We start from the raw sequence: 14,626 nt of genomic DNA on the forward strand, positions 1-14,626 counted from the left end.
GGGTGAACCCCTCTTTTATTCGCAACATCGCCAGTTTTGGGGACCTCGGTACAGGCAGGCCGGGCCATCCCCCCTTTATACGCAGTACCCCTTTCGGGGACCCTGGTACAGGCAGGCCGGGATATCCCCTCTTTTATTCGTGCAGTTTCACCTGCAACCGCCAGCGCCCAGCGTCCTCTGCACCGGCCCACTCGCCGTGCAGGGGGCGCGCGGCCACCACCGTCAGCAACAGCCCTTCCTTGCTATTCTGCACCCGCCAACTCACAGGCTTGCCCTGCAGGCTCAGTTGCCCTTGCCGGGCCTTGCCTTGGGCCTGGAACAACAGTGCTACGGTACCGTCCACATTCTCGCCATGCAGCTGAGGCTCTTCGTTGAACCACAGCTCCAGGCCATCCTGCACCACCTCCACCTGCTGCAACTCGCGCTCGTCGGGTGTAGTCAGGCGGCCGATCATCAGCCCTACCATCAAGCCGACGATCGCCAGCGACAGCATCACCCGCGGGAACGCCTTCGAACGCACGTCCGGTTCGGGGGTAGAATGCCCGTCATCTTCACGCTTGGAGCCGTGCATGTTTCACGTCATCCTTTTTCAACCAGAAATTCCGCCGAATACCGGCAACATCATTCGCCTCTGCGCCAACAGCGGCTGCGACCTGCACCTGATCGAGCCCATCAGCTTCGAACTGGACGACAAGCGCCTGCGGCGCGCGGGGCTGGATTACCACGAGTATGCCACGCTCAAGCGCCACGAGAGCCTGGCCGGATGCCTGGAAAGCCTGGGCAACCCACGGCTGTTCGCCTTCACCACCAAGGGCTCGCACCCGTTCCACGAAGTGGCTTACCAGCCGGGTGATGCCTTCCTGTTCGGGCCAGAAAGCCGCGGCCTGCCGGCCGAAGTACTGGACAGCCTGCCGGCCGAACAACGCCTGCGCCTGCCGATGCGGCCGGGGTGCCGCAGCCTGAATCTGTCCAATACCGTGGCTGTGACAGTGTATGAGGCGTGGCGGCAAAATGGGTTTGCCGGCAGTTGATGCGCTGCCGGCGATAGGGCCGGAACAGGCCAACAAAAAAGGCGACCGAAGTCGCCTTTTTTCAAACGCAGCTATTACTGCACAGTCGGCGCTTCGCCGGCTTCCTGCATGCGCTGCATTTCTTGCGCGTACAGGGCGTCGAAGTTGACCGGCGACAGCATCAGGGCCGGGAACGAACCGCGGGTCACCAGGCTGTCCAGGGTCTCGCGGGCGTACGGGAACAGGATGTTCGGGCAGAATGCACCCAGGGTGTGGCTCATCGAAGCCGCGTCCAGGTTCTTGATGAGGAAGATACCGGCCTGCTGCACTTCCGCGATGAAGGCCACTTCGTCACCGTTCTTGACGGTAACCGACAGGGTCAGTACCACCTCGTGGAAGTCGCCTTCCAGGGCTTTCTGCTTGGTGTTCAGGTCCAGGGCAACGCTCGGCTCCCAGGTCTGGCGGAAGATCTGCGGGCTTTTCGGGGCTTCGAACGACAGGTCGCGCACATAGATGCGCTGCATGGAGAACTGAGGGCTGTTGTCTTCTGCAGCAGCGCCGTTGGTCTGTTGGTCAGTCATGGCAGATCCTTATCCTAATGTTTTTGAATGCAGTGCAAATCAGGCCGCCAGCAGCGCGTCGAGCTTGCCGGCGCGCTCCAGGGCATAAAGGTCATCGCATCCACCGACATGGGTGCTGCCGATCCAGATCTGCGGCACAGATGTACGGCCGGCCTTCTGGCTCATCTCGGCACGAACCTGTGGCTTGCCGTCGACCTTGATTTCCTCGAAGGCCACGCCCTTGCTCTCGAGCAGGTACTTGGCGCGCATGCAGTAGGGGCAGTAGTCGCTGGAATAGACGATGACGGGCTTCATATCACTTCACCAGGGGCAGGTTATCGGCTTTCCAGCTGGAAACGCCACCGCTCAGTTTGGCGGCGTTGTAACCAGCCTTGAGCAGCTCGCGGCAGATGGTGCCGGACTGCTGGCCCATCGAGTCGACGACGATCAGGGTCTTCTCTTTGTGCTTGTCCAGCTCGCTCATGCGGTTGACCAGCTTGTCCTGCGGGATGTTCACCGCACCGACGATGTGACCGGCGGAGTATTCCTTGGTCGGGCGGATGTCGATGACCAGGGCTTTCTCGGCATTGACCAGGGCAGTCAGCTGGCCGTTGCTCAGGCTCTGGCCGCCGCGACGGATTTCGTTGACCAGCAGCGCGACCAGCAAAACAACGAAGATCGCCACCAGGATGTAGTGGTTTGTCGCAAATTGAATCAGGTTAGCAACCATCTGGGGTGTTCCACGCGATTGAAAATGCCGGCCAGTATACACAGGCCCTTATTGCCACCAAAGCCCGACGGGCCGGCCGGAAAGGTACCTTCATGTTGCCACATTGGCCACGCTGGTCAGGGAACAGGACGAATATTCGCCGCCGGTGGCGCATTTGCCCTAAAATGCGTGTCTTTATCATCTTTGAACAACCGTGAGTTTGATTGATGACGAGTACGCCCAAACCCCTGGTCCTGATCATCCTGGATGGCTTCGGCCACAGCGAAAGCCCCGAATACAACGCCATCTACGCCGCCAACACACCGGTCTATGACCGCCTGCGCGCCAGCCAGCCGCATGGCCTCATTTCCGGCTCGGGCATGGATGTCGGCCTGCCGGACGGGCAGATGGGCAACTCCGAAGTCGGTCACATGAACCTCGGCGCCGGCCGCGTGGTGTACCAGGACTTCACCCGAGTGACCAAGGCCATCCGCGACGGCGAGTTCTTCGAGAACCCGGTTCTGACCGGCGCCGTGGACAAGGCAGCCAGTGCCGGCAAGGCCGTGCACATCCTCGGCCTGCTGTCGGACGGCGGCGTACACAGCCACCAGGACCACCTGGTAGCCATGGCCGAACTGGCCGCGCAGCGCGGTGCGGAAAAGATCTACCTGCACGCCTTCCTCGATGGTCGCGACACGCCACCACGCAGCGCGCAGTCGTCCATCGAACTGCTCGACGCCACCTTCGCCAAGCTGGGCAAGGGCCGCATCGCCAGCCTGATTGGCCGCTACTACGCCATGGACCGCGACAACCGCTGGGACCGCGTCAGCGCCGCCTACAACCTGATCGTCGACAGCGCTGCCGAATACACCGCCGACACCGCCTTGGCCGGCCTGGAAGCGGCCTACGCCCGCGACGAGAGCGACGAGTTCGTCAAGGCCACGCGCATCGGTGAAGCCGTCAAGGTCGAAGACGGCGATGCGGTGATCTTCATGAACTTCCGCGCCGACCGCGCTCGCGAACTGTCGCGCGTGTTCGTCGAAGCCGACTTCAACGAATTCCCGCGTGCCCGCCTGCCAAAACTGGCCGCCTACATCGGCCTGACTCAGTACTCGGCGAAAATCCCGGCCCCCGCCGCCTTCGCCCCGGCCAGCCTGAACAACGTGCTGGGCGAGTACCTGGCGAAGAACGGCAAGACCCAGCTGCGCATCGCCGAGACCGAGAAATACGCCCACGTCACCTTCTTCTTCTCCGGTGGCCGCGAAGAGCCGTTCGAAGGCGAAGAACGCATCCTGATCCCGTCGCCGAAGGTCGCCACCTACGACCTGCAGCCGGAAATGAGCGCACCGGAAGTTACCGACCGCATCGTCGAGGCCATCGAGCAGCAGCGTTATGACGTGATCGTGGTCAACTACGCCAACGGTGACATGGTCGGCCATACCGGCGTGTTCGAGGCTGCGGTGAAAGCCGTCGAGGCCTTGGATGGCTGCGTCGGGCGCATCGTCGAAGCTCTGGACACGGTCGGCGGCGAAGCGCTGATCACCGCCGACCATGGCAACGTCGAGCAAATGGAAGACGAGTGCACCGGCCAGGCGCACACCGCGCATACCACCGAGCCGGTACCGTTCATCTATGTGGGCAAGCGCAACGTCAAGGTGCGTGACGGCGGCGTGCTGGCCGATGTGGCGCCGACCATGCTGAAGCTGCTGGGGCTGGAAAAGCCGGTAGAAATGACCGGCACCTCGATCCTGGTCGACGCCTGACTCGGTGCCAAAGGGGGCCGCTTTGCGGCCCATTCGCAGCACAAGGCTGCTCCTACAAAGGGCTCATGCAATGCCTGTAGGAGCAGCCTTGAGCTGCGAATGGGCTGCACAGCAGCCCCAATAACACATGAATTCCAGACAAACGCCCCTCTGCACCCGCAGCGAGGCGTTTTTTTTGCCCGCCCGCGCGGGCATACTAGGCCAGTCTCCATCCTTGGTACGCCAAACCCCATGCTTCGCGCCCTGATCCTCCTAGCCCTGTCTTGCCTGCTCAGCCCGGCCTTTGCCGATGAGCGTGCGCAGACCCAGCAGCAACTGGACGCCACCCGCCAGGACATTGCCGAGCTCAAGAAGACGCTGGGCAAGCTCCAGGAAGAAAAGGCCGGTGTGCAAAAGGACCTCAAAGCCACCGAGACCGATATCGGCAACCTCGAAAAGCAGGTGGAGGCCCTGCAGCAAGAACTAAAAAAGACCGAGGGCGAGCTGGAGCGCCTTGATACCGAGAAAAAAAAACTCCAGAGCGCCCGCGTTGAACAACAGCGACTGATCGCCATCCAGGCCCGTTCGGCCTATCAGAACGGCCGCGAGGAATACTTCAAGCTGCTGCTCAACCAGCAGAACCCCGAGAAGTTTGCCCGCACCCTCACCTACTACGACTACCTGAGCAAGGCGCGCCTGGAGCAACTGCGCACCTTCAACGAGACCCTGCGCCAACTGGCCAACGTCGAACAGGAAATCGCTACCCAGCAGCAACAGCTGCTGGCCCAGCGCGCCGACCTCGACAGCCGCCGCCAGGCTCTGGAAACCGAGCGTGGCAAGCGCCAGCAAGTGCTGGCCAAGCTCAACAGCGACATGAAGGACCGCGACCAGAAGCTGCAATCGCGCGAGCAGGATCAGGCCGACCTGTCCAAGGTACTCAAGACCATCGAGGAAACCCTCGCCCGCCAGGCCCGCGAAGCCGAAGAAGCGCGCAAGAAGGCCTTGCTGGCCCAGCAGGAAGCGGAAAAGCGCCGCCAGCAGGAAGCCCTCGCTGCCGCTGCCGCCCGCGAACAGGCCCGCGAACCGGTGGAACCACCGAAAAAGGCCCGCACCACCCTGGGCCCGATGGTTTCCAGCGACGGCGCAAGCTACGGCGGCGCATTTTCTGCCGCCCGGGGAAAACTTCCCTGGCCAGTCAATGGTCGATTGCTGGCACGTTTCGGTGATGCCCGCGGCAGCGATGCCCGTGCCAAGTGGGACGGGGTGATGATCAGCGCCAACCCGGGCACCCAGGTACGTGCCGTGCACGGCGGGCGCGTGGTGTTCGCCGACTGGTTGCGCGGTGCCGGGCTGCTGGTCATTCTCGACCATGGCAACGGTTACCTGAGCCTGTACGGCCATAACCAGAGCCTGCTCAAGAGCGCCGGTGATATCGTCAAGGCCGGCGAGGCCATTTCCACCGTTGGCGACAGCGGCGGCCAGGACGCTGCCGGCTTGTACTTCGCCATCCGCCAGCAGGGTCGGCCTACCGACCCTTCGCAATGGTGCCGGGGCTAGTCAATTTTCTACGGGGTAGCCACGGGCTGCACCGATGCTCCCCAGGGAGCGCTTACAGGATCAGGAGTTCGTTCGACATGCTGCACTCGCCTCGTCTCACCCAGCTGGCCCTGTCCATCGCCCTGGCGGTCGGCGCGCCCCTGGCCACTGCCGCGGAACCGGCCAAGCCGGCTGCAGTACCGGCCACCGAGGTGACCGCCAAGGCGCCACTGCCGCTTGAAGAGCTGCGCACCTTCGCCGAGGTCATGGACCGCATCAAGGCGGCCTATGTGGAGCCGGTGGATGACAAGACCCTGCTGGAAAATGCCATCAAGGGCATGCTCAGCAACCTCGACCCGCACTCGGCCTACCTCGGCCCAGAGGACTTCCAGGAGCTGCAGGAAAGCACCAGCGGCGAGTTCGGCGGGCTGGGCATCGAAGTAGGCCAGGAAGACGGCTTCATCAAGGTGGTGTCGCCGATCGACGACACCCCGGCCTCGCGTGCCGGCGTGCAGGCCGGCGACCTGATCGTCAAGATCAACGGCGCCCCGACTCGTGGCCAGACCATGACCGAAGCGGTCGACAAGATGCGCGGCAAGGTGGGCGAGAAAATCACCCTGACCCTGGTGCGCGACGGCGGCAATCCCTTCGACGTGACCCTGGCCCGCGCGGTCATCCAGGTCAAGAGCGTGAAGAGCCAGCTGCTGGAGAACGACTACGGCTACATCCGTATCACCCAGTTCCAGGTCAAGACCGGCGACGAAGTAGGCAAGGCCCTGGCCAAACTGCGCAAGGACAACGGCAAGAAGCTGCGCGGCGTGGTGCTGGACCTGCGCAACAACCCGGGCGGCGTGCTGCAGTCGGCGGTGGAAGTGGCCGACCACTTCCTGACCAAGGGCCTGATCGTCTACACCAAGGGCCGCATCGCCAACTCCGAGCTGCGCTTCTCGGCCGACCCGGCCGACGCCAGCGACGGCGTGCCACTGGTGGTGCTGATCAACGGCGGCAGTGCCTCGGCCTCGGAAATTGTCGCCGGCGCCCTGCAAGACCAGAAACGCGCCGTGCTGATGGGCACCGACAGCTTCGGCAAAGGCTCGGTGCAGACCGTGCTGCCACTGGCCAACGACCGTGCGCTGAAGCTCACCACCGCGCTGTACTTCACCCCCAACGGCCGCTCGATCCAGGCCCAGGGCATCGTCCCCGACATCGAAGTGCGCCCGGCCAAGCTCACCGCCGAAGCCGACACCGACAACTTCAAGGAAGCCGACCTGCAGGGCCACCTGGGCAACGGCAACGGCGGTGCCGACCGCCCGACCGGCAGCGGCAAGCGCAAGGAGCGCCCGCAGGATGACGACTTCCAGCTGAGCCAGGCCCTGAGCCTGCTCAAAGGCCTGAACATCACCAAGGGCGACTGATCCACCCCATGCGTTATCTGCTGTGTCTGCTGTTCTGCCTGATGGCCGGGGTCGCGCAAGCGGCGCCGGCCGGCAAGGCCTACATGAGCATCATCATCGACGACCTGGGCCAGAGCAGCGAGCGCGACAGCCGGACCTTGGCCCTGCCCGGCCCTGTGACCATGGCGATCATGCCCGACACCCCGCATGCCACCGACTTTGCCCGCCAGGCGCACAAGGCTGGCAAGACGGTGATCCTGCACATGCCCATGGACCCAGCCACCGGCCCTTACGCCTGGCACCCTGGCACGCCGATCGATGAACTGGCCAAACGCTTTGACGCAGCCCTGGCCAAGGTTCCGTATGCCGCCGGCATCAACAACCACATGGGCAGCCGCATGACCGCCCAGCGTGAGCCGATGGCCTGGCTGATGGGGGAACTGCAGCGCCGACACCTGTTCTTCGTCGACAGCCGCACCAGCGCCGCCACCGTGGCAGCGGCCGAAGCCCAGGCGCAGGGGCTGGCGCATGTTTCTCGGGATGTATTCCTCGATGATGTGCGCACCGCTGAAGCGATTACCGGGCAGTTGCAGCAGGGCATCGCCCTGGCGCACAAGCAGGGCTCGGCGGTGCTGATCGGGCACCCTTATCCACAGACCCTGGAAGTACTGGAGCGGGAGTTGCCAAGGTTAAGGAGCCAGGGCATCGAGCTGATCAGGCTCAAGCAGATGATCGCCGTGCGCAGCAATCAGGCGATGCCGGGGCATGGCCGGAATGGCCGCTACACCAATCACTGATATTGGTGTCGACCCCGCCGCCAGAACAACACATAACTCATTGAATTAGCAGGGACCCTGTGGGAGCGGGCGTGCCCGCGAACACCGGCGAAGCCGGTGCCATACACCGCGTCGTCTGCTTCGCGGCGGTTCGACGCCTCGACACGCCCGCTCCCACAAGAGACGGTGACAGGCTCTCGAACATTGTTCCCTGTGCGACAGCACAACCCAAAGGGCTGGGAAATCTCCCACAGAGACCACATTGGCTTCAGGTCATAAAAAACCCGCTCATGCGAGCGGGTTTTCTTTTGCCTCAACAGCGATCAGCTGTACACACGCCCCAGCAACTGGCGGTGGCTTTCGAACTGGTCCAGCACATCACGCACGATCTGCTCCGGCGCAAAGCCCATCAGGTCGTACTCCTGGCTGCCATCGTGCAGGTACACCTCGGCGCGGTAGAAGCGCTGGCGCACTTCCGGCTCACCTTCCACCGGCGCTTCGCTCGGCGCGGCCAGGTAGCCATCCAGGCTTACTTCATAGACGAACGGGTTGCCCTCTTCCATCAACACCCGCAGGCCCATCATGTTGCGCGACTGGCCAACCCGGGTTTCCACCTCGAAGCCCAGGGTCTGCAACTGCGCGGCGGCTTCTTTCAGCGCCGGGCTGACCTGCTTGTCCATGAAACGCTGCACCACGGCCTGGGTCGGCTGCAGTTCCAGCTGGGTCAGGCGCTCGCTGAAGCCACGACGGCCACGTGCGGCAAGCTCGGCACGCTCCTGCTCCACCACCACGTCCTGCTTCATGGCCTTGTACAGGCCGAACATGAACAGCACCAGCACCACCGAGAACGGCAGGCCCGCCAGCACCACCATGGTCTGCATGGCCTCGAAGTTACCGGCGAACAGCAGGCCAATGGTGACCAGGGTGATGACCACCGACCAGAACACCACCATCCAGTGCGGGGCGTCTTCGTCAACCTTGCCACCTTTGCACGAAAGGTTGGCCATCATCACCGCGCCGGAGTCGGCCGGTGTGAGGAACAGCACGAAGCCGACGAACACCGCTACACCGATCACGATCTTGGCAGCCGGGAAGTATTCCAGCAGCTGGTAGATCGACATCGACGGCTGTTCCAGGGCGGTCTTGCCCAGCTCCACGGCGCCCTGGTTGATCACCAGGTCCAGCGCGGTGTTGCCGAAGATCGACAGCCAGGCCAGGGTGAAGCCCAGCGGGATCAGCAACACGCCGCTGACCAGTTGGCGCACGGTGCGGCCCTTGGAGATACGGGCAATGAACATGCCGACGAACGGGCCCCAGGAGATCCACCAGGCCCAGTAGAACACGGTCCACAGGCCCAGCCAGCGCTCGGACTTGCCGGCTTCGCCTTCATACACATAGAGGTCGAAGGTTTTCAGCACGATGCCGTTGAGATAGTCGCCGATGTTCTGCACGAAGCCGTTGAGCAGGTGCAGGGTTTCACCGCCCAGCAGGACGAAGATCAACAGGCCGCTGAACAGCACGATGTTCAGGTTGGACAGGCGGCGAATGCCGTTTTCCACACCCGAGACCGCCGCCACGGTGGCAACGCCGGCCATGACCAGGATCACCACCAGCAGGTTGGTCTTGCTGTGGTCCATGCCGAACAGGTATTCCAGCCCGGAGGCCACCTGCATCGAACCGATGCCCAGGTTGGTCACCAGGCCCAGCAGTGTGACGAACATGCCGAAGATGTCCACGGCATTGCCGGCAGCACCCTTGACCCAACGCTCACCCACCAGCGGGTACAGCGCCGAGCGCAGCGCCAGCGGCTGGTTGTGGCGGTAGGCGAAGTAACCCACGGCCAGGCCGACCAGGGCGTAGATCGCCCAGCCATGCAGGCCCCAGTGCAGGAAGGTCAGCTGCAGGCCCTGGCGCGCTGCGTCGAGGCTGGCAGAAGTGCCTTCCGGTGGGTTGAAGTAGTGGTCCAGCGGCTCGGAGGCGCCGAAGTACAACAGCGAAATGCCGATACCGGAGGAGAACAGCATGCCGGCCCAGGCGCCATAGCTGAAGTCGGGCTGGTCATCCTTGCCGCCAAGCTTGAGCTTGCCGTAGTCGGAGAAGGCCAGGTAGATGACGAACAGCAGGTAACCGCCGATTACCAGCATGTAATACCAGCCGAAGGTGCGCGTCAGCCATTTCTGGGCTACGCCCAGCACTTGGCCGGCGGTTTCGGGTACAGCGATAAGCAAGGCAGTCAAAACGAGAATCATCAGCGCGGAGGTGAAGAACACCACGCGGTTGACCCGTACCCTCTCGGCCGGAGGGTTGGTAAGTGAGGCAGAACTCATTGCACGAATGCTCCGGGCAGTGCGGCTGTGGAGGCTAATCAGTCTTTCCCGAGCAATTGGTGGAATATCCCCACTGCATCAGGTGTTATAAAAGCACCCTTGGAAACCGTGATCCCGAATCGATACGTTGCAAAAAACAGACAGGTGGCCTGCTGCAAATGCCACGCCTCAGCTGAGGTGCGCGCATTCGTCACAGATCACCCCGCCCGCTCCAAGGGCCCGCCGCAGGGTCCATGACCGCACGGCAGAATCTGCATTTCGCATCGCTCATGCCCGTCAACGCCTTGTATTCAGGGGGTTACGCGATTTCCTGGGGTGTCAATCCGTGCTTTCTCGACCGCCTTAAAAACTGTCAATGGCACAAATTGTCGCAGAGCTTATTCTTTATTGATTGAACGTTCAATCAAAACAAAATAGACTGGCCTTCGCCGAGTCAGCCGCCCGTCGTCTGCTCGCAGGCCTGAGGAGAACGCAAGATGCCCAAGGTCGGTATGCAACCCATCCGCCGCCAGCAGTTGATCGAAGCCACGTTGCAGGCGGTCGATCAGGTCGGACTGGGTGACGCCAGCATTGCGCTGATTGCCCGTTTGGCCGGTGTGTCGAACGGCATCATCAGTCACTACTTTCGGGACAAGAACGGCCTGATAGCAGCGACGATGGGTTACATCATGAACATGCTCAACGAAGGTGTCAGAGCACGTCGCCAGGCCCTGACGGACGACAGCCCGCGCGCCCACCTGAAAGTGATCATCGAGGGCAACTTCGATGCCAGCCAGGTAAACGGCCCGGCGATGAAAACCTGGTTGGCCTTCTGGGCTTCCAGCATGCACCAGCCCGATTTGCACAGGTTGCAGCGGATCAACGACCACCGCTTGTATTCCAACCTGTGCTGCCAGTTCCGCCGCGCCCTGCCGCTCTACCATGCGCGCAAGGCAGCCCGCGGCCTGGCAGCTTTGATCGACGGCTTGTGGCTGCGTGGCGCCCTGTCGGGTGATGCATTCGACACCGACCAGGCGATACGGATTGCTTACGAATACATGGATCTACAACTGGCTAAACAGCACACCCTGGGTACAAACGACCAGGCCACTGAACAACCGCGCACGGCCCTTGCCAACCCAGCAGGAGCGTGACGCGCAAGCCAAACCACACACTGCACTTGCGAGGACACTATGGCCCGTTTCGGAACGCAAAAACTCTACATTGATGGCGCTTACGTCGACGCTGGCAGCGATGCCACCTTCGAAGCCATCAACCCGGCTACCGGCGAAGTCCTCGCCCACGTGCAACGTGCCACCGAGGCTGACGTCGAGAAGGCCGTCGAAAGCGCCGAGCGTGGCCAGAAAGTCTGGGCCGCGATGACCGCCATGCAGCGTTCGCGCATCCTGCGCCGCGCCGTCGAGATCCTGCGCGAGCGCAACGACGAGCTGGCCATGCTGGAAACTCTGGACACCGGCAAGTCGTACTCGGAAACCCGCTACGTCGACATCGTCACCGGCGCCGACGTGCTGGAGTACTATGCAGGCCTGGTTCCGGCCATCGAAGGCGAGCAGATCCCGCTGCGTGAATCGTCCTTCGTCTACACCCGCCGCGAGCCGCTGGGCGTGACCGCCGGTATCGGCGCCTGGAACTACCCGATCCAGATCGCCCTGTGGAAATCCGCTCCGGCCCTGGCCGCCGGCAACGCGATGATCTTCAAGCCGTCGGAAGTCACCTCGCTGACCACCCTGAAACTGGCCGAGATCTACACCGAAGCCGGCTTGCCGAACGGCGTGTTCAACGTCCTGACCGGCAGCGGCCGTGAAGTCGGCACCTGGCTGACCGAACACCCACGCATCGAAAAAGTCTCCTTCACCGGCGGCACCACCACCGGCAAGAAGGTCATGGCCAGCGCCTCGAGCTCGTCGCTCAAGGAAGTCACCATGGAGCTGGGCGGCAAGTCGCCACTGATCATCTGCGCCGACGCCGACCTGGACAAGGCCGCCGACATCGCCATGATGGCCAACTTCTACAGCTCGGGCCAGGTTTGCACCAACGGCACCCGCGTGTTCATCCCGGCTGAAATGAAAGCTGCCTTCGAGGCCAAGATCGTCGAGCGCGTTGCCCGCATCCGCGCTGGCAACCCGGAAGACGAAAACACCAACTTCGGCCCGCTGGTCAGCTTCCAGCACATGGAAAGCGTGCTTGGCTACATCGCCAAGGGCAAGGAAGAAGGCGCACGCGTGCTGTGCGGTGGCGAGCGTCTGACCGCCGGTGATTTCGCCAAGGGTGCATTCGTGGCCCCGACCGTGTTCACCGACTGCACCGACGACATGACCATCGTCAAGGAAGAGATCTTCGGCCCGGTGATGAGCATCCTCACCTACGAAACCGAAGAAGAAGTCATCCGCCGCGCCAACGACACCGAGTACGGCCTGGCCGCCGGTGTGTGCACCAACGACATCACCCGCGCTCACCGCATCATCCACAAGCTGGAAGCCGGTATCTGCTGGATCAACGCCTGGGGCGAATCGCCGGCCGAAATGCCGGTCGGTGGCTACAAGCAGTCGGGCGTCGGCCGTGAGAACGGCGTCAGCTCGCTGGCTCAATACACTCGCATCAAGTCGGTCCAGGTCGAGCTGGGCGGCTACAACTCGGTCTTCTAAGGCCCTGTCCAGCCACGCCCGTGCCTCAGCGCACGGGCGTTCCTGCTCCCTGAACACCGCCAACACGAGGGTACTTTCATGTCCCAAGAATTCGATTACATCATCGTCGGTGCCGGTTCGGCCGGTAACACCCTGGCGACCCGCCTGACCGAAGACGCAGGCGTCACCGTATTGCTGCTGGAAGCCGGTGGCCCCGACTACCGCTTCGACTTCCGCACCCAGATGCCAGCAGCCCTGGCCTTCCCGCTGCAGGGCCGCCGCTACAACTGGGCCTACGAGACCGATCCGGAGCCGTACATGGACGGCCGCCGCATGGAATGCGGTCGCGGCAAAGGCCTGGGTGGCTCGTCGCTGATCAACGGCATGTGCTACATCCGCGGTAATGCCCTGGACTTCGATGGCTGGGCAGAACTGCCAGGCCTGGAAGACTGGACCTATCTGGACTGCCTGCCGTACTTCCGCAAGGCCGAAACCCGCGACATCGGCCCGAACGACTACCACGGTGGCGAAGGCCCGGTCAGCGTGACCACGCCGAAAGCCGGCAACAACCCGCTGTTCCACGCCATGGTAGAAGCCGGCGTGCAGGCCGGTTACCCGCGCACCGAAGACCTCAACGGCTACCAGCAGGAAGGCTTCGGTCCGATGGACCGCACAGTTACCAAGCAAGGCCGCCGCTCCAGCACCGCCCGTGGTTACCTGGACCAGGCCAAGAAGCGCCCGAACCTGACCATCGTCACTCACGCCCTGACTGACCGCGTGCTGTTCGACGGCAAGCGCGCCATCGGCGTGACCTACCTGGTCGGTGACAGCGAAGAGCGCGTTGAAGCCCGTGCCCGCAAGGAAGTCATCGTCAGCTCCGGCGCCATCGCTTCGCCGCAGCTGTTGCAGCGCTCCGGCGTTGGTCCGCGCGCCCTGCTGGAAAGCCTCGACATCCCGGTGGTGCACGATCTGCCAGGCGTTGGCGAAAACCTGCAGGACCACCTGGAGCTGTACCTGCAGTACGCCTGCACCCAACCGGTGTCGCTGTACCCGTCGTTGCTGTGGTGGAACCAGCCGGCCATCGGTGCCGAGTGGATGTTCAACGGCACCGGCATCGGCGCCAGCAACCAGTTCGAGGCCGGTGGTTTCATTCGTACCCGCCCTGAATTCAAATGGCCGAACATTCAATACCACTTCCTGCCAGTGGCCATTAACTACAACGGCTCCAATGGCGTGAAGGAACACGGCTTCCAGGCACACATGGGTTCCATGCGCTCGCCTGCCCGCGGCCGCATCCAGGCCAAGTCGAAGGACCCGCGCCAACACCCGAGCATTCTGTTCAACTACATGTCCACCGAGCAGGACTGGCAGGAATTCCGTGACGGCATCCGCCTGACCCGTGAAATCATGGCCCAGCCGGCACTGGACCCGTACCGTGGACGTGAGATCAGCCCCGGCGCCCACGTGCAAACCGATGAAGAGCTGGACAAGTTCATCCGCGAGCACGCCGAAACCGCCTTCCACCCGTCCTGCTCGTGCAAGATGGGCACCGACGACATGGCGGTGGTCGACGGCGAAGGCCGTGTGCATGGCATGAAGGGCCTGCGTGTGGTCGATGCGTCGATCATGCCGCTGATCATCACCGGTAACCTCAACGCCACCACGATCATGATCGCCGAGAAAATCTCGGACAAGATCCGTGGCCGCAAGCCGCTGCCGCGCAGCACTGCCAAGTACTACGTGGCGGGCGATGCACCGGTGAAGGGCAAGCCCATGCGCGAGGTCAAGCAGGCGTAAGCCTGCACCGGCCTCTTCGCGGCTAAAGCCGCTCCCACAGGGCTCACACAGGTTTTGAAAACTGTGCAGTACCTGTGGGAGCGGGTTCACCCGCGAAAGGGCCCACCCAGGCAATACCCGAAAAGGCACCCACCGCGGTGCCTTTTTTTCA

General features: G+C 62.9%; 13 protein-coding genes. 8 read left to right on the forward strand and 5 right to left on the reverse strand.

Annotation, left to right across the window (positions count from 1 at the left end; all coding sequences use genetic code 11):
• Positions 1-133: 133 nt before the first annotated feature.
• Positions 134-571: a hypothetical protein gene (locus M1D87_RS24495; RefSeq protein WP_015272117.1), complete on the reverse strand. Its 438-nt coding sequence runs from the start codon at positions 569-571 to the stop codon at positions 134-136.
• Between M1D87_RS24495 and trmL the strand changes: the two genes are divergently transcribed.
• Positions 570-1,031 carry a tRNA (uridine(34)/cytosine(34)/5-carboxymethylaminomethyluridine(34)-2'-O)-methyltransferase TrmL gene (gene trmL / locus M1D87_RS24500; RefSeq protein ID WP_013974580.1) on the forward strand — a complete coding sequence of 154 codons (462 nt, stop codon included), beginning with the start codon at positions 570-572 and terminating at the stop codon, positions 1,029-1,031. The genes M1D87_RS24495 and trmL overlap by 2 nt on opposite strands.
• 74 nt (positions 1,032-1,105) lie before the next feature.
• Here trmL and secB read toward each other — a convergent pair whose 3' ends face one another.
• Genes secB through M1D87_RS24515 form a run of 3 tightly spaced genes read right to left on the reverse strand, consistent with a single transcriptional unit; the run spans position 1,106 to position 2,300 of the window.
• On the reverse strand, positions 1,106-1,591 hold the full coding sequence (secB, locus tag M1D87_RS24505; protein ID WP_013974581.1) for a protein-export chaperone SecB: 486 nt from the start codon (positions 1,589-1,591) through the stop codon (positions 1,106-1,108).
• Positions 1,592-1,630: 39 nt separating this feature from the next.
• Positions 1,631-1,885, reverse strand: coding sequence for a glutaredoxin 3 (gene grxC / locus M1D87_RS24510; RefSeq protein WP_003249204.1), 255 nt, complete (start codon positions 1,883-1,885; stop codon positions 1,631-1,633).
• Between the two features lies 1 nt (position 1,886).
• A complete protein-coding gene (locus M1D87_RS24515; protein WP_003259887.1) occupies positions 1,887-2,300 on the reverse strand; it encodes a rhodanese-like domain-containing protein in 414 nt (137 codons plus the stop codon).
• 206 nt (positions 2,301-2,506) lie between these two features.
• On the opposite strand from M1D87_RS24515, the gene gpmI reads away from it, so the two are divergent.
• The 4 genes from gpmI (at position 2,507) to M1D87_RS24535 (ending at position 7,748) form a co-directional block, all read left to right on the forward strand.
• Positions 2,507-4,042: a 2,3-bisphosphoglycerate-independent phosphoglycerate mutase gene (gpmI, locus tag M1D87_RS24520; RefSeq protein ID WP_123085574.1), complete on the forward strand. Its 1,536-nt coding sequence runs from the start codon at positions 2,507-2,509 to the stop codon at positions 4,040-4,042.
• A gap of 231 nt (positions 4,043-4,273) precedes the next feature.
• A complete protein-coding gene (locus M1D87_RS24525; protein WP_421091507.1) occupies positions 4,274-5,578 on the forward strand; it encodes a murein hydrolase activator EnvC family protein in 1,305 nt (434 codons plus the stop codon).
• Positions 5,579-5,655: 77 nt separating this feature from the next.
• Positions 5,656-6,972 carry a S41 family peptidase gene (locus M1D87_RS24530; protein WP_023660970.1) on the forward strand — a complete coding sequence of 439 codons (1,317 nt, stop codon included), beginning with the start codon at positions 5,656-5,658 and terminating at the stop codon, positions 6,970-6,972.
• An 8-nt stretch (positions 6,973-6,980) separates the two neighbouring features.
• Positions 6,981-7,748, forward strand: coding sequence for a divergent polysaccharide deacetylase family protein (locus M1D87_RS24535; protein ID WP_123085572.1), 768 nt, complete (start codon positions 6,981-6,983; stop codon positions 7,746-7,748).
• 302 nt (positions 7,749-8,050) lie between these two features.
• Here M1D87_RS24535 and M1D87_RS24540 read toward each other — a convergent pair whose 3' ends face one another.
• Positions 8,051-9,997 carry a BCCT family transporter gene (locus M1D87_RS24540; protein WP_230684671.1) on the reverse strand — a complete coding sequence of 649 codons (1,947 nt, stop codon included), beginning with the start codon at positions 9,995-9,997 and terminating at the stop codon, positions 8,051-8,053.
• A 533-nt stretch (positions 9,998-10,530) separates the two neighbouring features.
• Here M1D87_RS24540 and betI point away from each other — a divergent pair.
• From betI to betA, 3 genes are all read left to right on the forward strand, one after another.
• Positions 10,531-11,187 (forward strand): transcriptional regulator BetI, encoded by a 657-nt coding sequence (gene betI / locus M1D87_RS24545; RefSeq protein ID WP_123085569.1) that lies wholly within the window; start codon positions 10,531-10,533, stop codon positions 11,185-11,187.
• 39 nt (positions 11,188-11,226) lie between these two features.
• Positions 11,227-12,699, forward strand: coding sequence for a betaine-aldehyde dehydrogenase (gene betB / locus M1D87_RS24550; protein WP_025340943.1), 1,473 nt, complete (start codon positions 11,227-11,229; stop codon positions 12,697-12,699).
• Between the two features lie 78 nt (positions 12,700-12,777).
• The gene (gene betA, locus M1D87_RS24555) at positions 12,778-14,475 is read left to right on the forward strand and encodes a choline dehydrogenase (protein ID WP_123085568.1); all 1,698 of its coding nucleotides are present in this window, start codon (positions 12,778-12,780) and stop codon (positions 14,473-14,475) included.
• The last annotated feature ends 151 nt before the right edge of the window (positions 14,476-14,626 follow it).

This window comes from Pseudomonas sp. SA233 (genome assembly GCF_054792385.1).

Excerpts from the sequence above, each read along its gene's own strand:
- M1D87_RS24530 (WP_023660970.1), top strand. The coding sequence starts at position 5,656 with ATGCTGCACTCGCCTCGTCTCACCCAGCTGGCCCTGTCCATCGCCCTG.
- M1D87_RS24535 (WP_123085572.1), top strand. The coding sequence starts at position 6,981 with ATGCGTTATCTGCTGTGTCTGCTGTTCTGCCTGATGGCCGGGGTCGCG.
- M1D87_RS24495 (WP_015272117.1), bottom strand. The coding sequence starts at position 571 with ATGCACGGCTCCAAGCGTGAAGATGACGGGCATTCTACCCCCGAACCG.
- betA (WP_123085568.1), top strand. The coding sequence starts at position 12,778 with ATGTCCCAAGAATTCGATTACATCATCGTCGGTGCCGGTTCGGCCGGT.
- M1D87_RS24525 (WP_421091507.1), top strand. The coding sequence starts at position 4,274 with ATGCTTCGCGCCCTGATCCTCCTAGCCCTGTCTTGCCTGCTCAGCCCG.
- betB (WP_025340943.1), top strand. The coding sequence starts at position 11,227 with ATGGCCCGTTTCGGAACGCAAAAACTCTACATTGATGGCGCTTACGTC.
- trmL (WP_013974580.1), top strand. The coding sequence starts at position 570 with ATGTTTCACGTCATCCTTTTTCAACCAGAAATTCCGCCGAATACCGGC.
- betI (WP_123085569.1), top strand. The coding sequence starts at position 10,531 with ATGCCCAAGGTCGGTATGCAACCCATCCGCCGCCAGCAGTTGATCGAA.
- secB (WP_013974581.1), bottom strand. The coding sequence starts at position 1,591 with ATGACTGACCAACAGACCAACGGCGCTGCTGCAGAAGACAACAGCCCT.
- M1D87_RS24515 (WP_003259887.1), bottom strand. The coding sequence starts at position 2,300 with ATGGTTGCTAACCTGATTCAATTTGCGACAAACCACTACATCCTGGTG.
- grxC (WP_003249204.1), bottom strand. The coding sequence starts at position 1,885 with ATGAAGCCCGTCATCGTCTATTCCAGCGACTACTGCCCCTACTGCATG.
- gpmI (WP_123085574.1), top strand. The coding sequence starts at position 2,507 with ATGACGAGTACGCCCAAACCCCTGGTCCTGATCATCCTGGATGGCTTC.